Raw genomic sequence first — 22,157 nt, 5'->3', positions numbered from 1 at the left:
AGCACTCAAATGAAAACCATCGATCTTTCCACCTCCACCGTGCGTGACCTCAATCAGGCTTTGCACGATCAAGTCAAGAATCTCGAAGATCGCGAGTGGGTAGTGACTCACTCCAACGGCGCGCACAATCTTGCGGTTGGCGTCAATGAGGCGGTATCCATCGATATTCAAGGACACGCAGGTTATTACTGCGCGGGAATGAACCAGAAAGCCTCGGTGACTGTGCATGGCAATGTCGGGGTAGGCTGCGCCGAAAACATGATGTCGGGCTACGTTCGAGTCAAAGGTAGCGCTTCGCAAGCGGCCGGCGCCACTGCCCACGGCGGGCTGCTGGTGATCGAAGGCGATGCTGGTGCCCGATGTGGTATTTCCATGAAGGGCATCGACATCGTTGTCGGTGGAAGCATCGGTCACATGAGTTGCTTTATGGGCCAGGCCGGGCGATTGGTGGTCTGCGGGGACGCTGGTGACGCGTTGGGCGATTCGCTGTACGAAACCCGCATTTACGTTAAAGGCAATGTTGAATCCTTGGGTTCGGACTGCATTGCCAAAGAGATGCGAGCCGAACACATCGAGGAGCTTCAGGAGCTTCTGAACCGAGCCGGCTTCAACGAGAAAGCGTCGGACTTCAAGCGCTATGGCTCGGCCCGTCAGCTGTACAACTTCAAAGTCGATAACGCCTCAGCGTACTGATCCAGGAGCAAAAATATGAGCGAGAAAACCCCTCCAGTCCTGCGCGAGTCGGCCACCTTTGATCGCCTGACTATTCAGGAAATCCAGCGTGCCGCAGAAACCGGCATTTACGATATCCGTGGTGGCGGCACCAAACGCAAGCTGCCGCATTTCGACGATCTGCTGTTGCTGGGTGCTAGCGTTTCCCGTTACCCGTTGGAAGGCTACCGAGAGAAGTGTGGCACTGATGTAATCCTCGGAAACCGATTCGCCAAGAAGCCCATTCACCTTAAGATACCGGTGACCATCGCGGGCATGAGCTTCGGTGCCTTGTCGGCCAATGCCAAAGAGGCCTTGGGTCGTGGCGCCACGATCGCCGGTACCAGCACTACTACAGGTGACGGGGGAATGACTCCAGAAGAACGTGGGCAGTCCCAGCATTTGGTCTATCAATACCTGCCTTCGCGCTACGGAATGAACCCGGATGACCTGCGCAAGGCGGATGCAATCGAAATTGTTCTGGGGCAGGGCGCTAAACCGGGCGGCGGCGGTATGCTGCTTGGCATGAAAGTGACGGAGCGTGTCGCAGGCATGCGTACTTTGCCGATCGGCGTAGATCAGCGTTCAGCTTGCCGTCACCCCGACTGGACAGGGCCAGATGACTTGGCGATCAAGATTGCCGAGATCCGCGAGATTACCGATTGGGAAAAACCGATTTACGTAAAAATCGGTGCTAGTCGCCCTTATTACGACGTCAAGCTGGCGGTGAAAGCCGGTGCGGATGTAATCGTGCTAGATGGTATGCAGGGCGGCACAGCTGCAACCCAGGAAGTGTTCATTGAACACGTCGGCATTCCAATTTTACCCGCCATCCCGCAGGCAGTTCAGGCACTGCAGGAAATGGGTATGCACCGCAAAGTGCAGTTGATCGTTTCTGGGGGCATTCGGAATGGTGCTGATGTGGCCAAGGCAATGGCATTGGGTGCTGATGCTGTTGCGATTGGTACGGCTGCGCTAATCGCGCTGGGCGACAACCATCCGCGTCTGGACGAAGAATTGAAGAAAATCGGTTCAGCTGCAGGCTTCTACGATGACTGGCAAAACGGCCGCGACCCTGCCGGCATCACCACGCAAGATCCTGAGTTGTCCAAACGTCTTGATCCAGTTGAGGGCGGTCGCCGCCTGGCCAATTACCTGCGTGTATTGGTACTAGAGGCTCAGACCATGGCACGCGCCTGCGGTAAGTCTCATCTGCACAACCTCGATCCAGAGGATCTGGTGGCACTGACGATAGAATCGGCGGCCATGGCACGCGTTCCCTTGGCCGGGACTAGCTGGATTCCGGGCAAGCAACAATACTGATTGGAACCAGTTGCAATATGCTTGTCTGGGGTGGCGTCGAAGCTGTCGCCGAAAACAGTCACCTCCGTCAAGCGTAACTACTGCAGTCGGGTGGATCTAAGTTCGATGCATATTGGAAGCTAGCTTGCCCGGGTTTATACCTATCTTTCTTCAGTTCCCATTTGCATAGTCCATACTGCAGATTCCATACTTTATGAGAAGCTTCAATCTTTGAGTCGGCGCATCTCTTCTCAAATAGTGTTTAGCCGGCCAGTATGCGCACCTTTCAGATTAGAAAATTCAGTGTGAGGGCCAAACCTAATACGATGCATCCAATCTTGTGTCGCGTTTGCGGCGCTCATATTCAAACTAATAAAATAATTGCCCACTATCAAAATTGTGTCGTAGCTTGACGGCTTGTTAGAGCTCCTAGCTTGCTTAACCCAAAGCTTGGACAGCGTTAAATGGCCAAGTAAGATGCATGCTAAGCGTTAGCATTAATGTTGTTTGATTCTAGGATTCGAGCAGGTTGAACATAAAAGCCAGCTGACAGGAATCGTGCGATCGTAATAAAAAACTCTTATGAGCTATTCGTTAGTACGAGACTAATTTTTGTCGAAAATTCAGATGCGAAAATTTAGTCGATGCCTCAATTTATCTATTGCTCCCAAGCGTTCTTGGGCTGTATAAGCTTGATTGTTGCGACTGCCTAGCTGGTATTCAAGCATCGGGGTTTTACTGGAACACTTAGCCGTTTAAATTCCGGATGGGTAAGGCGATAGTAGTAACTAATTTGTAAGTGATTTTGATCAGCCCTGCCCGTCTAATACTCCAAAAACTATAGAGCGCTGTAGCATGTTTAATAATATATCCATAAAAGCAAAAATCGTAATGCTGTCCGGTATTTGCCTTTTTGCGGTTGTATTCACAACGGTCTATGTAAATTTACTCCAGGGCGACAAAAGCAGGGTCGTCGTTGGTGAAAAAATGTCCACTGTGCTCACCCAGAAAGTGAAGGACATCATGGAAGGGGCGGCGGTGGAGCAAAGCCATGGTTTGCAAAGGGTTTTCAGTGAAGGGTTGCAAACTGCCAATGCTCTGCGGGATCAAGTCCTGCAGCTGCGAAGACTTAAGGCTGGTCGGGGATATGAAGCGGGTTTGGTGCGTGAAGAAATCCAAAGAGCAATTAAGGTTACCTTTGATGGAAACCCAAACTTACTTGGGGTTTGGGTAGTCTTTGAGAAAAATGCCATCGATGGCGACAATGAAAAGTACAAGGCAGATTTGGCCAGAGGGGGAAACGAATCCGGCAGGTTGTCAAACTACTGGGGCAGACTCACAGGAACTGGGGTGAATTCGGCTATTACTGAAGCTAACATCCTCGATGTCACTCCGGGGCTAACCGGAACACCTTATAACACTTGGTTTACTTGTCCAAAAACAACACTTGAAGCATGCATGCAAGAGCCGTTTTTAGATTCTCAGAACGGGGTCTCCAAACTCATGACAACCTTGTCCATCCCTCTCATAGACAACGGGGAAGTGGTGGGTGTAGCCGGGGTAGATATCGCGCTGGATCTACTGCAACAGAATGCTCTCCAGGCGAAAAATAGTCTTTTCGGGGGCGCGGGTAATATGCAAATTACCAGTAATAGTGGTGTGATCGGTGCCGATACTTCTTCAGCCGCAAAGATCGGTTCAGTGATTTCTGGTTGGGTAGAAGGTCATACACTCGAAAGTACTCACCGACCCAGCGTTCAACATATTGATGGGCAAGTCCAAGCGGTGCTGGCCGTTAATCCATTGGCCAGTATCAAACCATGGTATCTGACTCTTCGCGTGCCGCAGGAGGTCATAGGGGCCGATATCGACGAGGTAAAATCTCTGCTGACACAGTCGCAACACGACGGTACGGTAATGGCTACTACGGTGTCATTGGTCGCAATAGCGCTCGGATTGATAGCTATGTGGTTTGTAGCAGGTGGCATTACACGTCCGATCAACAACGTTGCGATCATGATGGAGGAAATCGCCAGTGGTGAAGGAGATCTAACCGTCAGACTCAAGTATTCTGGTCAAGATGAGCTTGGTAGGTTGTCGCGAGGCGTAAACCAATTTCTCGAACAACTCCATCCAATCATTAGATCTATCAAGGTCAGTGTCCTGGATGCGCTTGAGACAGCGGAGCGATCAGCCCAGATTGCTACTGCGACGAGTGAAGGGATGGAAACTCAATTTCGCGAGATAGATCAGCTCGCGACAGCATCTAATGAGCTGAGTGCTACTGCACATGAGGTGGCAGGTAGTGCAGCCTCGGCAGCTTCTGCCGCAAAAGGCGCGGATGGCTCTGTCAATGTTGGGATGGTAGTAATCGCGTCTAGTCAAGCTAATATCAATCGGCTCGCGTCTGATGTTACACAGGCGATGAATGAGGTAAACAAGCTTGCCAGAGATAGCGAAGAGGTTGGCAGTGTCCTGGAAGTCATTCGCAGCATAGCGGAGCAGACTAACTTGCTGGCTTTGAACGCAGCCATTGAAGCTGCAAGGGCAGGTGAAAGTGGGAGAGGTTTTGCAGTTGTCGCAGACGAAGTCCGTAATTTGGCACGCCGAACGCAAGCGTCTGTAGAACAGATTCGCCATGTTGTGGAGCAGATACAAAGTGGCACGCAGGGTGTTGTAGTGACAATGACGAATAGCCATGCGAATGCGCAGGAAAGCGCTCGCCAAATATCAGATGCCGCTAATTCCCTCAGCAGTATCCGAGATGCCGTGTCAATTATTTCCGATATGAACGTGCAGATTGCTAGTGCAGCTGAAGAGCAAAGTGCGGTAGCTGAGGAAGTAAACCGGAACGTGGCATCAATTCGGACAGTGACGGAAGCGCTCAACGCTCAAGCGACTGAGTCGGCACAGATCAGTAATTCACTCAAGATACAAGCGGACGGTCAAACAAATTTGGTTAAAAAGTTTAGCGTCTAAATTGACGGAGCGGTGCTGCGAATGTGCGGTGAGGTCGATTATCGCATGCGTTGATCGTACTGCATTGGAGGATCTGGATGTAGCTTTCGAATCCTCGAGCATTTCCAGTGGTGAGGGCTGGTACTTGAAGTCTCGTATTGGGGTTTCAAATGCACCGAGCAACCCGCCTTATTAAAATGCGAAATGGATTTGAAAGCTTACGTTGGATGGGAGGCAGAGGCATGGTACAGAAGTACGATGGTTGTCTATTGTCGTACGATCATATGACTTCCAATTTAATTCTTTACCTTCGGACGATTGTTGGCGTGTGCGGTACTGCGTAATTTCATATTCAGGAAAACGGTGGAAACACTGATGTGGGCGAATAGTTGGTCGAGATTTTCGCCGACGCAGAATGATCAGCGTAAGCGCATAGCCGCATCTTTACCTTAAGCCTTGAGTATGCGATGCGTGCGGCAACCGAAATGGATAGCGCTCACGTATAGATCAATGACTCACTTGAGGACAATGTTGCAGCTTCATTTGTCGGCAAAGAAAGTCCGGCTTACGTCGCGAACCTGGCCTCGACGGCATCAACGCCTCAGCCGATGTAAAACATGTCCGCATCAGTTCAAGTCGAATGTGCGGGGTGGTGGATCCCATACGTGCGTATCGAAAGGTAACCTGCTGAGCACTTGAAAGCTTTTTGATAAATGGGGAGTGCGCTCGCTGGAAGCCGTTGCGCAGCTGCTGTGGCCGATTGGCCACTTCAGCGACTTAAATAAAGCTTCATTGGTCAAGAAAATGGTGAGGTAGTTCTGATTATTTCCGAAATAATTGGGATCGGGGTGAGCAGGTGTTCTCTCATCATGTGGCTTGCTCGGGGTGCGTCGCGAGCAAGAATCAACTCCACGAGAGTTGAGTGCTCTTGTCTCTTTTGAACCAGGGCTTCTTCGGAAAATACCGTGCTTTTAAGCCAGAGCTGCCTATACCGTTCAGCTTGATCCAGAAGCTGAGAGCGTAGTTGGAGCAGATGCTTTGATGCGCAGCCGGATGCTATAGCGCTATGAAAAGCTTTGTGGCGTGCATCCCATGTGTCGAGCATTTGTTCTTGAGTCTTCACTTCGACGACCTTGGAGAGCGTATGGGCTCGGGCCAATATCTCTGCCTCCCACGAGTCATCGCCGCGTTCTATAGCGAGTGAGAGAATCATTGCCTCAAGGTTTGCACGCGCATCGTAGATGTCGCGCATTTCGTCGAGAGACATCGGCGCTACGTGGTAACCCTTTTGATTCACGGCCACCACCAAGTGTTCTGCAACCAGCTGGGAAAGAGCCTCACGTAGGGGGCCTACACCTAGGTCATAGCGCTCCTTTAGAGCACTCATCAAAAGCTTCCTGCCAGCCGGGAACACACCTCGGATGATGTCTTTTTTGAGCTGTAGGTAGCCGTCCGAAGCGGATTTCAGCGGGGACTTAAGCACGTCCATTCAGCGTCCTCACGAGTAAAAGGCTCATCATAACCAATTTGTGCTGTTTGAGAGGAAAACATCCAGACAGGTTAATTATTACGATAAAAACAAATAATGTAGACATTTTACAAAATTGGCGATATTTTTGCTTTACGCTTCACCAGTCGCCCTGGAAAGCGCCCTCTCTAACGATGCCAGGATAAACAAATGAACGCGTTTACCCAGTCCACTACGGTTTTGCAGCAGCCCACGGAATTCGTGGGGTTCTCCGTGCAGCCATCGGCGCAGTCCAGCCGTTTACTTGAACTGAAATTTCCAAAAGCAACCGTCGAAGCCTTTGTTGCTGCAGTGGCGAAGTGGCCAGTGCAAGCGTTGGAATACAAATCGTTCCTGCGATTTCAGATGGGGAAAATTCTGGACGGCATCTGTGCAGAAACCTTGCGCCCAGTGCTTGTGAATACATTGATGGATCGTAATACCGGTGGTTTCCTGATTACTCCGGAAGGTTTCGATCATGTTTCCCAAGCTGAAGATATGGTCAAGCTTTCAACTGCTGTGGCTCACCTTCTGGGTCGCTCGAATTACGATGCTATGAGCGGTCAGTTCTACGCACGATTTGTTGTCGAAAACGTTGATAACTCTGATAGTTATCTGCGTGCTCCACATCGGGTCATGGAATTACATAACGATGGCACCTTCGTGAATCAGATCACCGACTACGTGTTGATGATGAAGATCGATGAGCAAAACATTGAGGGGGGGAACTCTTTAATACTTCACCTAGACGATTGGGCCGACCTGGATAAGTTCTACAAACATCCGTTAGCGCGACGCTCGCTTCGCTGGACTGCACCGCCCAGTAAAAATGTGAAAGAAGATGTATTCCATTCTATCTTTGACACAGATGCCGAAGGTCGCCCTACCATGCGTTACATCGACCAATTCGTTCAGCCTGAGAACTTTGAGGAGGGGACTTGGTTGTTCGAGCTCGGCGAATCGTTAGAGACTAGCAAAGGCACGTTATCAGTGCCTGTCCCTGTAGGTTCGTTTTTGCTAATCAACAATCTTTTCTGGCTCCACGGCCGTGATCGTTTTACAGCTCATCCAGGCTTGCGCCGTGAACTGATGCGTCAGCGTGGCTACTTCAGTTACCCAAAAATCGGTCACCATCACGGGCAGACCGCTAACTAATCAGTCAGCCGCCCTCTGTGCGGCTGATTTTTTCTGTCCGCCATCCCTGTGAGGTGATAGCTGTGTACGACTTTGTGATCATTGGTGGCGGCATTGTAGGGATGTCGACGGCCATGCAGTTGGCCGTTGAATACCCAGACACGAAAATTCTATTGATCGAAAAAGAGAGCAGTCCCGCTCAGCACCAAACCGGCCACAATAGTGGCGTTATTCATGCTGGCGTGTATTACACCCCCGGGAGTCTGAAAGCCAAATTTTGCCTTGAGGGTAACCGCGCGACGAAAGATTTCTGCGATAAACACAATATTCGCTATGACGCTTGCGGGAAGATGCTAGTTGCGACCAATGAGGTCGAAATGCAACGTATGCAAGCGTTGTGGGTGAGAACCGAAGCCAATGGACTGGAGCGAGAGTGGTTGTCAGCTTCCGAGCTTAGGGAAAGGGAGCCCAATATTGTGGGGCTTGGAGGAATATTCGTCCCATCAAGCGGTATTGTTAACTACGCTGAAATAACGCGGCAGATGGCTCACGAATTTATCAAAAGTGGAGGGGAGATACGTTACAACTCCGAAGTGAAGGCAATTGATGAGCGCCCTGATGAAGTGGTTGTTTCCACATCAACCGGAGATTACCAAGGACGTTTCCTCATTTCTTGCTCAGGCTTGATGGCCGACCGAATTGTACGGATGTTAGGTCTGGAGCCAGAATTCAAGATTTGCCCGTTCCGAGGTGAATACTATCTACTTCCAAAAGAGCATAACCAAATAGTAAACCACCTTATCTATCCTATACCCGATCCAACCATGCCATTTCTCGGCGTGCATCTCACGCGCATGATTGATGGAACTGTAACTGTTGGGCCAAATGCTGTCCTCGCCCTGAAGCGAGAAGGATACAAGAAGACAGATTTTTCGCTGGCAGATATTTTTGAAATTTTTACCTCTCCCGGCATTTTAAAGGTTCTCAAGGCGAACTTTAAACCTGGGTTGATTGAAATGCGAAACTCTTTGTTCAAGGGCGGTTATCTCAAACAGGTTCAGAAATATTGCCCGTCGATCAATAAGGAAGATTTGAAGCCCTATCCTGCAGGAGTGCGTGCGCAGGCAGTTTCAAACGACGGAAAACTTATCGATGATTTTCTTTTTGTAAATACCAAGCGAAGTGTAAACGTCTGCAATGCGCCATCACCTGCTGCGACGTCAGCAATTCCAATAGGGGCGCATATTATAGGCAAGGTGAAAGAGCAGATAGGAAACAAACCATTTTTCGCTGTTTCCACGGCTGCACAACGGCCTCCCATTACTGTGGACGGCTCAGCTTAAGTTGCACCCGCGCACAATCCAAACGTGAGCGCGGATGCCGGTAACCCTCATTGTTCGGTTAAGAGCGCACCTACAAGGATTCTCTTAACACTTTGAGGGAATGACGAACCGCTGGGCGAATCATGTGCTCACATGCGCAAATCATCTACCGCCATAGGATCAACTGCAATGGAACAAATCATGCTCATTCAAAGTTCTCCTCTTTTTCGTCAGCAAGCCTTCATCGACGGTGTCTGGCTCGATGCTGATAATCAGCTCACATCCACCGTAACCAATCCAGCCACCGGAGACGTGATCGGTACGGTTCCTCTTATGGGCGGTGATGAAACACGTCGTGCCATTGAGGCGGCGAACGCCGCCTTACCTGGTTGGCGCGTGCGCACTGCGAAAGAGAGAGCGGTTATCCTGCGTCGTTGGTTTGATTTGATCCTCACTAACCAAGAGGACTTAGCGCGTTTGATGACGCTTGAGCAAGGTAAGCCGTTAGCGGAGTCGCGGGCAGAAGTGGTATATGCGGCATCTTTTATTGAATGGTTTGCTGAAGAGGGAAAGCGGATTTACGGTGATGTGATACCTGGCCACCAGCCTGACAAGCGCCTTTTGGTACTCAAGCAACCCATCGGTGTAACGGCGGCTATTACCCCATGGAATTTTCCCGCCGCCATGATCACGCGCAAAGCTGGGCCGGCTTTGGCAGCCGGGTGTACGATGGTTATTAAACCTGCTCCACAGACTCCATTCACGGCATTGGCACTTGCTGCGCTAGCTGAGATGGCAGGGATTCCGAAAGGGGTGCTCAGTGTTGTAACAGGTGACGCAGAGGCTGTTGGCGGCGAATTGACATCCAATCCAATTGTTCGAAAACTCACATTCACCGGATCTACGAACATTGGGCGTCTTTTGATGGCTCAGTGTGCGAAGGACATAAAAAAAGTTTCGCTGGAACTTGGCGGTAACGCTCCCTTCATCGTTTTTGAAGATGCTGATCTAGACGCCGCAGTGGAGGGCGCACTTGCATCTAAGTTTCGGAATGCAGGGCAGACTTGCGTTTGTGCGAATCGCCTATATGTGCAGAGCGATGTCTACGATGCTTTCGTGTGTAAGCTCAAAGCTGCCGTCGCCAATTTGAAGATAGGTAACGGGCTAGAGGCGAGTGTGACAACAGGCCCATTGATCGATGGCAATGCAGTAAAGAAGATAGAGGAGCACATCGCTGACGCCGTATCCCTTGGGGCAAGGGTAGTTGCCGGTGGCTGCAGTCTAGGTGGTAATTTCTTCGAGCCGACTATACTCGTCGATGTACCAAAGGGAGCAAAAGTCGCAAGAGAAGAGACATTCGGCCCGCTGGCTCCAATTTTTCGCTTTACTGACGAAGCGGATGTCATCGACCAGGCCAACGATACTGAGTTTGGTCTTGCCGCCTATTTTTATGCTCGGGACTTGAGCCGTGTATTTCGTGTAGCTGAGTCGCTTGAATACGGCATTGTTGGTATCAACACTGGGATCATTTCGAATGAGGTGGCTCCGTTTGGGGGTATTAAGGCATCCGGCACCGGCAGGGAGGGCTCTAAATACGGCATCGAGGACTACCTTGAAATCAAATACCTCTGTATAGGGGTTTGATCGTCCCTGTTGGCTATATGGGGCCGGCAAGCGCTCTCTTCCGGGCGGAAGTGCGCGCTGCTGTTGCCCCAAACCATAGTCATTGTTAGTGACGGCTTTTGTGGCTAAATCCGACTGGCTCTAATCCAAAAGTTCACTACCGGCATTGCTCTTCACCCCGATTTTCGGCATTAACTCCTCGGCTGGTTTCGCATTGTTTTTAGTGTGATGGACAGGGTGAGCAGCGCCAAGTCTAGGCGACTCGGTACCAGTATAGCGATGCATTAACTAAATTTTATAGTTCAAGTAAGTTCGATATTTCCCTTGAGAATAACTGTCTGAATATTCGCAATGGTTTTTTCATGTTGTAAGAAGCGAAAGCTTGGATAATCAGCCCGGGCGAAGCATTAGTGGCTCTACTTTACATATAAATCCAAGAACGCAATTAAATCCTGTCGTTACCTATAAGTGAAGATTTTTTGTTAATTCTGAAAGTATCGATGTATTCCTGCCTGGTAAGTTTTCCAATTCACTACCATCTGCTATAAGTTTGATTGTTTTTTGCAAGACAGCTATCGAGTGGTGACTGCTTTTTTTCTTCGTTGCCTTAGGTGCATTCAAATCCGATTGGAAATTCTGTCAGGTGGCGTAGGCTCAAGTCAGGCAGCCGCCAAAGACATTCGATCTTACTGTAGTGACCACGACCTTTGAGAGCTGCCTATTGTGTGGCGATGCGCCGCGCCGCGTTTCATGATCCCTGAGCAATGGCCCTACGGTCTGTACACCTAAATTGGCATATTTTTGGTAACTGATGGACGAATGGCTATCAGCTTGCGCAACCCAGGCGAGTATTTTCACCCGGTTATTATGCTTGGCTATCAGGCACATATGATCGGAGCAGCCTGCTCATAGCCCGGGAAGCAACACTCGGGGAACCAATTCCACTGTCAAATTGTATGAACGTACAGAGCATTGCGGTGATTCTTATAAAAGTCCAATTGCTAGCCCTCCCTGCGCTCAATAATATCGACACGAGCTTAGGGTTTTGCGATGTTTAGAATCTGCAACTCACTATATTGACTGATAAAACTTGCTTGGCTGCCGTTTTTGGACATTTGTTTGTCCACTCATTTAAGCTTGTGTATAAGAAGGTAATAAAAAATGTCGAAGTTAATCAATGATTCGGGTCTTTCGTTCAACGAAAAGCTGTTGAGCGGCGCGCTTATTAACGGTAAGTGGTTACCAGGTTCCGCTGGTCGTTTTACCGCGTACGATCCTCATACCGGCAAAGCCTTGCACGAGGTTGGCCGATGCAATGGAAGTGATGTCGACGAAGCTGTCGAGGCTGCGAAAAAGGCTTTCTCCAGCTGGTCTCAGACCTCCGTACAAACGCGGGCAAAGATCCTTCGCAAGATGCATGAGTTGTTCAAGGATCGTGCCGAGGTGATGGCGCAGATGGTGACGAAGGAAGTCGGTAAGCCAATTATGGCGGCCCGGGAAGAAACCTTCGAATACTCTGGGCCTTCATATAGCAAAGCTGCTGAAGAAATCCTGCGGTATCGCGGTTCCAGTCTGCCGTCTACCCAAGAAAAAACCACAAATAAGCGCTTAGTACTCACGCATCGCCCACTGGGTGTTGTAGCAGTGATTTCTCCATTCAATTTCCCAACTGACATTTCCTCCATTGCAATTGCTCATGCTGCTGCAGCTGGGAACACCATCGTCTGGAAGCCGACCGAATATTGCCCCGTTGCCTGCGCAATGGTAGCCGAACTCTTCGAGGAAGCTGGATTCCCGCCAGGTGTGATCAACCTGATCCAGGGTTTCGGCGACGTTGGAGCGCACCTCGTCCGAAATGAGGATGTGAAGGGTGTATTTTTCACTGGCTCAACTAAAACTGGTGAGGACATCGCCCGGGCTAACCCATTGCGACCTATGCTGCTCGAGCTAGGAGGTGATGGCCCGCAGATCGTACTAGAAGATGCCGACATTGATCGTGCCGTACAGGCTGCGGTTATTGGCGCTTTCTACTACTCAGGCCAGGTCTGTACATCCTCGGAGCGAGTTTTCGTACACGAAGCTGTTTACGACGAATTCGTGACCAAGTTCAAGGCTGCAACCGCAGCCCTGAAAGTTGGCGATCCAAGCGATCCTAGCAACGATATGGGCCCGTTGTGCAACCCAGCAGTTCTAGAGCGTGCTCAAACCCACGTAGAAGATATGCGCAGCAAGGGCGCAATAATCGACCAATATGGCCCTCAGGAGGGTCTCTACTTCCCAGCGACTATCGTCACCGGTCTCACCAGAGAAATGATCAAGGGCAAGGGCGAGTCATTTGCGCCATTGGCCCTGGTGTTGAAAATTGCGTCTGCTGAAGAAGCGGTCGAGATCGCTAACGAGTCGGAGCTTGGACTGGTTGCTTCTCTGTGGAGCAAAGACTTGGCCAAAGCTTGGCGCATCGCTGAGGCATTGCCTCACGGGTCTGTCAACATCAACGAAACCTCAAACTACTGGGATCAGCTTGCCCCATTTGGGGGGGCTGGCAAATCCGGTGTGGGCCGTGAGTTGTCGCACTGGTTCCTGGATAGCTTCACCGAGCCGAAGCTCATCGTATTTGATCTGGGTGGCCCGGAAGATGACCGCCGTATCGAAGGCGGTTGGTAACTTTCCACCTGCTCGAACTCTCAAGGATCTGAGCGCTTAGTGCGGTGCGCCGACCACTAACGGATCGGCGCACCCAGCTAAACACGCGAGGCTGAATATGAAGTTATCCCCTACACCTCCTCTAAAAAGAAGTCTCTGGATGAAGCAGGTCGAACCTGGTGTTCGTCCTGAGTTTCCACTGACTGAAAATATTTCCGCAGATGTCGTAATAATTGGAGGTGGCTTTGTTGGTTTGTGGACGGCTTTGACCATCAAAGAGCTGGAACCTGATTGCAAAGTAGTAGTGCTGGAACAAGACGTATGTGGTGGCGGTGCTTCCGGACGAAACGGTGGTTTTGTAATGTCGTGGTGGCCGAAAGTGCAATCGCTGTTAAAATTTTGCGATAACACCCAAGCACTGTTTTTGGCTAAAGCTGCGGAAAAAGCCATTTTCGAATTGGGCGAGTTTTGCAGCACTCATTCGATCAATGCTTCTTTCACTCAGCGCGGCTGGCTATGGACGGCTACTTGCTTGGCGCACCTTGACTCATGGGAGGGAACGCTAAACGCGTGCGCTCGATTGGGGGAGCGGCCATTCGAAAGGCTGTCCAGAGCTGAAGTCGGTAAGCGAACCGGCTCAAGGGTTCATATTGGTGGTGTACTGGAAAAAAGCAACGCAACGGTGCAGCCTGCAGCGTTAGTTCGCGGAATGCGGCGGGTAGCTATTGAGAAAGGAGTTGTCATAAAGGAAGGGACTGGCGTCACTGAGTTACGTCCTGGGTCGATTGTCGAGGTGGTGACGCCCAGAGGATCGGTCAAAGCGAAGCGAGTTGTGCTGGCGACTAATGCGTGGTCTACGGCTATCCCCCAACTTGGGCAGAAAATAGTTGCGGTTGGAAGTTCTATTGTCGCGACAAAGCCGATGCCTGAAAAACTGATTGAGATGGGTTGGTCGGGTGGAGAAGGAATTACTAATTCGCAGATGATGGTCAACTACTATCGAACAACCGCTGATGGCCGAATTGTATTTGGGAAAGGTACCGGGAACCTATCCTATGGCTCAAAAATCAACTCTGTATTCAGCGAAGACTCATCGGGAGTTGCACTTACCGAAGATAGTTTGCGATCTACGTACGAGGCGTTAAGTGCAGATTCTATAGCTGATTCATGGTCAGGGCCTATAGACAGAACATATGACAGCCTGCCGATATTTGGCACGTTGAAGAATACGGACAACATATTCTACGGCATTGGTTGGAGCGGTAACGGTGTTGGGCCAAGCCGTCTAGGGGGGCGCATTTTGGCCAGTTTGGCGCTTGGAAGATCGGATCAGTGGGCAACATGCGCTCTGGTCAATCGACCAAGCAAATCATTTCCAGGTGAACCATTTCGATATGTCGGCGGGATGCTGGTAAGAAGTGCTGTTTTACGGAAAGAGGCAGCGGAATTGACCGGCAGGCCTGCTCATCAAATTGACCACTATCTTTCAAGCCTTGCGCCGGCAGGTCTGGAAGATAAATCCTGAGGTTCTTATGTCGATGATTTTGATTCCACCTCAAACCGCGTCTGAGTTCACTCCTTTCGCTCCTGTGGGCGTGCCTGTTGGGGAGGTCGTCGCTACATCGCGGACTGCTCATCATACTGTTGTCGAAAATTCAGGCGTAAGTGTTGGTGTTTGGGAATGTACGGAAGGAAGTTTTAGAAGGCAAATCATGCAAGCTGAATATAGTTACTTCATTGAAGGTGCAGGAAGTTTCACTCCTGATGGAGAGGAACCAATCGACTTCAAAGCAGGTGACTCTGTTTTCTTCAGCGCAAATACCAATGGGCTTTGGAAGATCAGTGAACGGGTGCGAAAAAGTTATATAATTATTGGCTAGCAGGCCGCTACTTGCGCGACCGCCTAATTTTTCGATTGCAATCATCTTAATTTTCAGACAAGAAAGTCTAGAAAGCTGAATGTTTGCAATCTTAAATTTATTCATAGATCTTGCGTCCAGCTCTATTATTTGCAGTCTTGAGGATTCCTAGTGAGACATGTCTACTTCACGACGTCTTGTTTAACCTTATGCAGAGTTGGACAAAAAATGAGTGAGGTAAATATGTCAGTGCTTGAAAAATTTAGTCTGGTCGGTAAGGTAGCGCTTGTAACTGGGGCTGCTCAAGGGCTTGGTCTCGCAATTGCTAAAGCTCTAGCGGAAGCGGGTGCGCAAGTAGCCCTCACCGATATTAATATCGATTTGGTGAATAAATCTGCGACGGCTGTGAGCAAAGAAAGCGGTCGTGAAACGTTGGCGTTGAAATTAGATGTCACCGATCGAAAGGGAGTAGAGGATGCGATGCAACTTTGCGTCGCCAAGTTTGGGAAGTTGGACATCTGCGTAGCGAATGCGGGTATTGCTGAAACAAACCTTCCAGTTCGCGATATTTCTGAGTATGCCGACGATCAATGGGATAGGGTTATCAGTGTAAATCTTAACGGTGTATATAACACTAATATGGCGGCAGCCAAACTTATGAAAGCCAATGGATCTGGCAAAATAATCAATATCGCTTCAATCATGGGGCTTGCAGCAGATCCTGCCTGGGGAACTATTGGCTACACCGCATCAAAAGGGGGGGTAGTCCAGCTCACCCGACAGTTCGCCTTCATGCTGGCCAAGCACGGCATCCAAGTAAACGCCATAGCTCCGGGCTTCATTAATACTGGTATGTCAGAGGCCGAAATGCCTGACAACCCAGATCCAGAAATCCAGGCACTTCAAAAACAGGTTCTGACCAGGACGCCGATGGGCAGATTTGGTGAGCCTGATGAGATTCAAGGGATCGCGCTGTTTCTCGCCTCAGAAGCATCGTCTTTTTGTACTGGCGCGATTTATCCGGTTGATGGCGGGTGGCTTTGCGCTTAATCCAGCGACGGGTTTAGGAAAAGAACGATGAATGTACTGTAAACACTACACATTGGGTTAGCATTAATATAAGTCAACTAATGGAGAATAATAATGAGCTATGTATGGACTCAAGATCAAGTCGTGCGCTATCGCAGTTATTACGACAATATCCGGACTCATCACACCTACAGTTATGTTTCCTATTCAACAACTGATGAATTTGTGCTCAGTGTGCTCCCTCCGTGCCTTGGCGTTTGCGAAAATCCCGTTGTCACTGTGTCATTCCTTTCTTTTATGGAGTGGGTCAATGGCGTATCTAACCGTGATGGCCGAGATCGGGCAGCCATCATTAGTGTAAATGCTGAATATCAAGGTTTGGTTGGGAGCTATTATCTAACCGTGCTTGAGACAGAAGAGGTTAATATCGTCACCGGTCGTGAGTTTTGGGGAATGCCCAAGAAGCTCGGCACTATCGATTATTTTGAAGATGGTCGAGAGTTCCACGGGATTGCCGGCCGGAAAAACCAACAGCTTATCGAGCTGAATGCTTCTCTAGGAGACGAGCAAGGTGGATCAGATGAAGTACCAGAATACTATTTTGACCTGCGTGGAAATTACGAAGTAAATGCTCGCTCTGTTAGAAGTCCAGAGCTCGTAATTTTCAAGAATTACACAAAGGTCAATCGCTTTAAAGAAATTACTGATCCAAAACTAGAGTTGAAAGGTTCTCCTTGCGATCCAGGTGTCGGAACGATACCCGTAGGTAGTTATATTGAAGGCGGCCACTTGGGGGGTGAAACTTTCTACAATATTGAGAAGGTCGTAGATTTGTCTCGAGACGGCGTCGACTACGCTCCGTATTTGATGGGGCGGCTCTACGATGACTGGCCTGACGTGCGTCGATAATTTTTCTACCATACTTTTGTTTTTAATTAACCTCGCGGATGACAATTTTTCGCGGGGTTAATTTTTTGTGAAAGAGTTAATTGAGGAGTCACTACGTAAGACAGGATCTAGTGTTATTTTTTATGTGTGGATTATTCGCTTCTTGTATTCGGTACATGGGTAAACGCCAAGATTTTTCTGCAAGTTTTGCTTCGGATCTCTACAAAAAGGGTAAAAAATATGACCGACTCAAACGCCATCTACGAGCCTGAGGAACACACATTAGAGATTGCGGTGCCAGGCACTGGCCAGCCAGTGTCTCTGACTAGAGTTACTCTTCTAGGCTTATCGGGCCAGCAGGTAGGCCCAAGCGCCGCTATTGCCGCAGGATCCATCCCTTTGTACGCTGGAAACGCCTCGTGGCTTGCCATGACTATGGCCCTTGTTGCAGCGCTGTGTATGACCGCCGCTGTGAACATCTTTGCACGAAAATACGTAGTAACAGGTTCACTGCTTTCCTATGTAGGAATATCCCTGGGCCGCATACCACAACGTCTAGTCGCTGCGTCATATTTGGTCGCTTTCTTAGTTGTGTGTGCTGCACTCTCGGCGTCATTCGTAACATTCAGCAGCAGTTTGCTGCACGCGTTAGGCATTACATTCGCATTAGATGGTTGGTTTCAAGCTACAACCGCGATCCTGATTTCAGTGCTGGCCGGGATATTGACTTGGAGGGGGCTAGATTCTTCGATTAAAGCGGTTATTTGGCTATCCTTCATACCTGTTCCGCTCCTCGCGATAATTACTGTAGGGGCGGCAATGAACGTAGGGGTTGATCTCGAGGCCCAACTTACATTGGCTGGCACTTCTCTATCAAGCTTGGTTGAGGGCACCTTGGTCGCCCTGGCATACTTCGTAGGTTGTGACGCACTAGCAGCACTCGCAGCCGAAACCGATAACCCCAAAAGAAACGTTCCTCGTCTTCTGAGTAATGTATTACTCATTACCGGTGTCGCTTTTATTGGGATTCTTCTACTAAGTGCTCCTTTGATGAATCAAAATCTTGAGCTTTTAAATAGTGGGGAGTCCCCTACGCGTATTTTGGCTGTAGCAGCAAATATGGAGTTTTTGCAGTTTCCCATTGATTTGCTCCTGGGTGCTGCGACGTTCGCCAGCCTAGTCGCTTTTTTGAATTATGGCAGTCGCGTGTTCGCAACAGCAGCAGTTGATAAATTCATTCCAAAGGTCTTTTCAAGAATTCACCCTGTTTACGGATCTCCCACAGGCTCCACCGTGCTCATGACAGCAGCTGCAGCATTCATTCCAGTTGCGTTGCAGATAATCGCGCAAACTCCTCCTCTCCAATCGACAGCATACTTGTCAACATTGTACTCATTGTTTTGGATCGTTCCCTACATTTTATTAGGTGTTGGCGCTATTAAAGAAATAAGGTTGGATGGCATTCCTAGACCGTTCACGGTCTTTGCGATACTCATAGGCGTTGCGGTATTTATCGCGCTGCTGATCTACAACTTTGTCGCTAATGTCGGTGGTGTGTTTGGCGCCCTACCTTACATTATGGCTGTCTTGACAGTGACTGTATTTTTTGCTTTTTGCTTAGCGGACTATTTTAGAAAGTGATATAGATTCAGGCAATGTCTGCGGCGTGGTCGATCGGCCCGCTGCTCTTTGCTGGCTATTGTATGATGATAAAAGTCGTCAGTGTAAGTTAGTCGCTTAGTATTATTGAGCGATATTTTATTTTTATATGGCTATTGCATGGTAACGTTCATTGTTGTTTTTATCTAAATCCATTCTTCAGCTGTTTAAAGCACAATATTTTTGTAGGGAGTGCCCAGAAAATCATCGAAGGGTTTGGCCCCTGTGCCTTGCACATTTACTGCCGACTCTCAAAGGTCTTCGACGTGGGAGCCTAGTATATTTGGTGTAAGCACTGCACTAGACAACATCCTCTGCCATATAACTATAAATTCCTCCAGCATCTGCTCGCGAAGCGCGGGGGTAAAACTGGGCTGCCATTGGTAGAAAAAATTCCCTTCAATCTGAGTCGCGATTAAACCGCTGTAGGTGGCGACCTGATCGTGAGTAAGGAGCGGATTGATCTCTGCAACCAAACTTCGCAATCCCGATAGAAACTGTTCGTATTGGTTGACCATAACTTCCTTTATTCGATCGTCCTGGGTGGCTAGTGCGGCCATTTGAAAAAAAAGCCGAGTTGCATATGGGTCGTAGGTTGCGATGACGTTCTCACGGATTGCTACAGCAAGACGTTCGATCGGTAGAAGGGATTTGTCTCGGTAAACTTCTTCAAATCGATGTATATAATACTCGAGCTTGTCTTTTACCATTTGTACGCACAAGTTGTCTGTGTTGCCGCAATAGTGCTGCAAGTTGCTGAGACTGATCCCCATTTCTTTGGCAACTTTTCGAGCTGAAAACTCCGCGTATCCGTCGCGTATAAAAACGGCCGCAGCGGCATTATTGATTTCTTCAATCTTCCGAGACCGCTTCTCTTCGCGACCATAGCGGATGGGTGGCGAGGGATCCGTATGAGCGGGTGAATCGTTATCCACGCTCTGATTATCATCTAGTTCGATCATGCGGATGTCCGAATCGTAAAGTTGATGCAATCCTACCAATGATCATGGTGGATGCGAATAGCCGTCGGCAACGACTTTAGAGAAGGTGAGGTCTGATAGTAGCCGAGGCGCGGGGAGGGGAACGAAACGATTATTACCCAGCCGTCCTTAGAAGCGCACAATTATGTCACCCGACCTACTATGGTGCATTTCTACACACTTTTCCTCTGATATTGAGTAGTTTTAACCCATGCTGACTGGCTCAGTCAGTGAAGATCAGGGGCCTCAGGGGACTATTTTCACATTCTGCTCGCTGAACTCAAAAAATTCTCAAGTTACTGATAAAAATGAATAATCTTAACGGAATAATTTCCAGCCATACTGTTTGCGGGCTCTGGTAGACGCTCTGCTGTGTAAAGGCATGGCTCAGGAGAGCCATGAGCGGCAACTTTGGCGCAGTATTTGCTTACTCCTAGATATACCTAGGTGAAGATCCACTGCCATTGCAGATCCGCTGCCCTTCTCCTAAACGACATTCGAGCACAAATAATGCCTATAACCTTGAATGACCTCACCTTGATCCCGGAGCTCCGCACGCGCTTTCTTTGTGGCGAAGAGTGGTCTGAAACCTTAGTTATTTGGGCGCATGTATGCGAGCTCAAGAGCCCGGCTGAGTGGTTGGGCAAGGGGGATCTTCTGATGACGACGGGGATGGGAATTCCGTCGGAGCCTGAAGAGCAGCGGCTCTACATTGAGCGACTGCATACAGGGGGGTTGGTTGGCATGATTATCGGAGAGTCCATGCAGGCGCCAGGTAACCTAGATGCGCTCCTACAGGCAGGGACGGCGTGCCGGTTTCCGGTACTGATGACTGCATACGAGGTTCCATTTTCTGCCGTCAGCAAGGCAGTTGTAGAAGCATACAAGCAGCAGGAGGCTGAAAGGCGCTACGCGATCACTCGGGTTTATGAGACAGCCCGGATGAGCTTTCAGGGGATGGGACTGACTCACTTGTTGGGGCGATTGGAAAAGGACATATCCGCTTGTCTGTATCTGGTTGACCCAAAATCGCTGGACTCGTGGCGCGCTGATCTGTTGGAGTTGCCATGTGTTTACCGTGAGGTACTCCTGCAGCGTCCACGGTCATCACGAAATAATTCTGTCGTTCAGCGTTTCTCGGTTGGTGATGAGGAACTGCTGATCATCTGCGTACCATCTCACCGACCTTGCATGCTGATTGCGCGCAGCTCTCAGGCTCTCGATTACGGGGTGCTTCATCATATTGTTGCGGTCATTGTCGTAGAGTTAGAGCGCATTAAGTTGGAACGCGAGACTAAGATGCGCCATGGTAGTGAGCTTTTTGATGACTTGTTACACAAACGAGTGACGCCACGACGCGCAGAAGATGAACTGATGTCCTACGGTGCTGACATCGCTCAATTGCGAATCGGAGTGGTTTCTGGTGCGCGGCTTTCTAAAGATGACATCGATTCGATCCTGGCCCACCGTGGAATGGATGTAATTTTCCGCTTGCAAGGGGGGGAGGCACTTTTTCTGCTGTCGGACGGCGCAGTTGCTCTGAAGCTTCAACAGTATTTAGATGAGAAGATGGGAGTAAGTGATGTTTTTTCTGATGTCGATGACTGTGCGAACGCTTTGCGTGAAGCACGGCTTGCTTTGGCTCATGCATCGGAAGATCACCCGCTAAGTTATTACACTGAGGCTGGAGTAACTTCACCTTGGTTACCGCAAAGCTTGCATGACGCAAGTGAAGCTTTTCGACAGGTGCTAGGTGCTCTTACAGATTATGACCAATCGCAGGGAAGCCAGCTTGTTCATACGCTTCGTCTTTTTTTGGAAAACAACAGATCCTGGATAAATACTTCTAAAAAACTTTATATCCATAAGCAAACCTTAGTATACAGAATGCGGCGCATTGAGGAAATTACCGGGCGCTCCCTTGATTCTACCGATGATGTTGCAATCCTTTGGTTTGCTGTTCGATCGGCTGACATCGCAGGAATTGATTGTGATTCTCACTGTCCTCCACTTCAAGCAGTACAGACTCGTAGTCTCCATACTTTAAACTAACGTTTTGGTATTCGCAGGTTTGCAAAGCCAGCCTGTTATTTCGGGATTTGTTTCCTGGCTTTTCAGGTGGAATCAATTTCCAGCGCGCTAAAAAAAACTATAAATGTTTACTTATATTTTAAAAACGGCAGGTCAATTGCTTCCGCAATATCCCGCATCAAGACGATTCCAGCGCTGCCGTCGCTGGATCGCACCACGCTCAATCTTCATCGTGATCTACCACCGCAGCGAAAGCTCTATTATTCTGGGCATGATTTGGGTCAACTTGTTATAAATTTGCTATGCGAGGCAAATTCTGGTCGCAAGCTGTACCTGAAAATATCAATCGACGAAAATAAAACTTCGACTTTACAACGTCTATTCAAACATCTGCAACTTCTCAAATTTAATATTCTTTTTGCGTATAAAAAGGTGATGTGTGTGATCTTTTTATTGTTAGGGCTCTAGTTTGTAAAAAATTAATCCATTTGGTCTTTTTTGTGCCTGTACG

General features: G+C 49.1%; 15 protein-coding genes and 1 pseudogene. 14 read left to right on the top strand and 2 right to left on the bottom strand.

Annotated features, from left to right (window positions below):
• Nucleotides 1–9: 9 nt before the first annotated feature.
• The 4 genes and pseudogenes from ACI77H_RS14860 to ACI77H_RS14845 all read left to right on the top strand — a co-directional run bounded on the left by ACI77H_RS14860 (nt 10) and on the right by ACI77H_RS14845 (nt 4,992).
• Nucleotides 10–693 carry a protein glxC gene (locus tag ACI77H_RS14860; protein ID WP_407012550.1) on the top strand — a complete coding sequence of 228 codons (684 nt, stop codon included), beginning with the start codon at nt 10–12 and terminating at the stop codon, nt 691–693.
• A gap of 15 nt (nt 694–708) precedes the next feature.
• Nucleotides 709–2,034 (top strand): FMN-binding glutamate synthase family protein, encoded by a 1,326-nt coding sequence (locus ACI77H_RS14855; protein WP_407012549.1) that lies wholly within the window; start codon nt 709–711, stop codon nt 2,032–2,034.
• A gap of 834 nt (nt 2,035–2,868) precedes the next feature.
• A pseudogene (locus ACI77H_RS14850) lies at nt 2,869–4,134 on the top strand (HAMP domain-containing protein); the annotation flags it as partial.
• 102 nt (nt 4,135–4,236) lie between these two features.
• The gene (locus ACI77H_RS14845) at nt 4,237–4,992 is read left to right on the top strand and encodes a methyl-accepting chemotaxis protein (RefSeq protein WP_407012714.1); all 756 of its coding nucleotides are present in this window, start codon (nt 4,237–4,239) and stop codon (nt 4,990–4,992) included.
• Nucleotides 4,993–5,767: 775 nt separating this feature from the next.
• Here the strand turns inward: ACI77H_RS14845 and csiR are convergent.
• Nucleotides 5,768–6,460 carry a DNA-binding transcriptional regulator CsiR gene (gene csiR / locus ACI77H_RS14840; protein ID WP_407012548.1) on the bottom strand — a complete coding sequence of 231 codons (693 nt, stop codon included), beginning with the start codon at nt 6,458–6,460 and terminating at the stop codon, nt 5,768–5,770.
• Nucleotides 6,461–6,649: 189 nt separating this feature from the next.
• Here csiR and glaH point away from each other — a divergent pair, with 189 nt between their 5' ends.
• The 9 genes from glaH (at nt 6,650) to ACI77H_RS14795 (ending at nt 18,617) form a co-directional block, all read left to right on the top strand.
• A complete protein-coding gene (gene glaH, locus ACI77H_RS14835; RefSeq protein WP_407012547.1) occupies nt 6,650–7,633 on the top strand; it encodes a glutarate dioxygenase GlaH in 984 nt (327 codons plus the stop codon).
• A gap of 62 nt (nt 7,634–7,695) precedes the next feature.
• A complete protein-coding gene (gene lhgO / locus ACI77H_RS14830) occupies nt 7,696–8,955 on the top strand; it encodes an L-2-hydroxyglutarate oxidase (RefSeq protein WP_407012546.1) in 1,260 nt (419 codons plus the stop codon).
• Between the two features lie 180 nt (nt 8,956–9,135).
• Nucleotides 9,136–10,578, top strand: a complete 1,443-nt coding sequence (gabD, locus tag ACI77H_RS14825) for an NADP-dependent succinate-semialdehyde dehydrogenase (RefSeq protein WP_407012713.1) — start codon at nt 9,136–9,138, stop codon at nt 10,576–10,578.
• Nucleotides 10,579–11,718: 1,140 nt separating this feature from the next.
• Nucleotides 11,719–13,221 carry an aldehyde dehydrogenase family protein gene (locus ACI77H_RS14820; protein ID WP_407012545.1) on the top strand — a complete coding sequence of 501 codons (1,503 nt, stop codon included), beginning with the start codon at nt 11,719–11,721 and terminating at the stop codon, nt 13,219–13,221.
• A 97-nt stretch (nt 13,222–13,318) separates the two neighbouring features.
• A complete protein-coding gene (locus ACI77H_RS14815) occupies nt 13,319–14,725 on the top strand; it encodes an NAD(P)/FAD-dependent oxidoreductase (protein WP_407012544.1) in 1,407 nt (468 codons plus the stop codon).
• 7 nt (nt 14,726–14,732) lie between these two features.
• Complete coding sequence (locus ACI77H_RS14810; protein ID WP_407012543.1) at nt 14,733–15,080, top strand: cupin domain-containing protein; 348 nt, start codon at nt 14,733–14,735, stop codon at nt 15,078–15,080.
• A gap of 207 nt (nt 15,081–15,287) precedes the next feature.
• Complete coding sequence (locus ACI77H_RS14805) at nt 15,288–16,109, top strand: SDR family NAD(P)-dependent oxidoreductase (RefSeq protein ID WP_407012542.1); 822 nt, start codon at nt 15,288–15,290, stop codon at nt 16,107–16,109.
• Nucleotides 16,110–16,202: 93 nt separating this feature from the next.
• A complete protein-coding gene (locus tag ACI77H_RS14800) occupies nt 16,203–16,997 on the top strand; it encodes an acetoacetate decarboxylase family protein (RefSeq protein ID WP_407012541.1) in 795 nt (264 codons plus the stop codon).
• 219 nt (nt 16,998–17,216) lie between these two features.
• Nucleotides 17,217–18,617: an APC family permease gene (locus tag ACI77H_RS14795; protein ID WP_407012540.1), complete on the top strand. Its 1,401-nt coding sequence runs from the start codon at nt 17,217–17,219 to the stop codon at nt 18,615–18,617.
• A gap of 269 nt (nt 18,618–18,886) precedes the next feature.
• Here ACI77H_RS14795 and ACI77H_RS14790 read toward each other — a convergent pair whose 3' ends face one another.
• Nucleotides 18,887–19,597, bottom strand: a complete 711-nt coding sequence (locus ACI77H_RS14790) for a TetR/AcrR family transcriptional regulator (RefSeq protein WP_407012539.1) — start codon at nt 19,595–19,597, stop codon at nt 18,887–18,889.
• Nucleotides 19,598–20,125: 528 nt separating this feature from the next.
• Here ACI77H_RS14790 and ACI77H_RS14785 point away from each other — a divergent pair.
• Nucleotides 20,126–21,667: a PucR family transcriptional regulator gene (locus tag ACI77H_RS14785; protein ID WP_407012538.1), complete on the top strand. Its 1,542-nt coding sequence runs from the start codon at nt 20,126–20,128 to the stop codon at nt 21,665–21,667.
• The last annotated feature ends 490 nt before the right edge of the window (nt 21,668–22,157 follow it).

This window comes from Pseudomonas sp. O230, from assembly GCF_045447035.1.
GTDB lineage: Bacteria > Pseudomonadota > Gammaproteobacteria > Pseudomonadales > Pseudomonadaceae > Aquipseudomonas.
The sequence above is the reverse complement of the archived record's forward strand: the minus strand, read 5'-3'. Positions and strand labels throughout refer to the sequence as shown.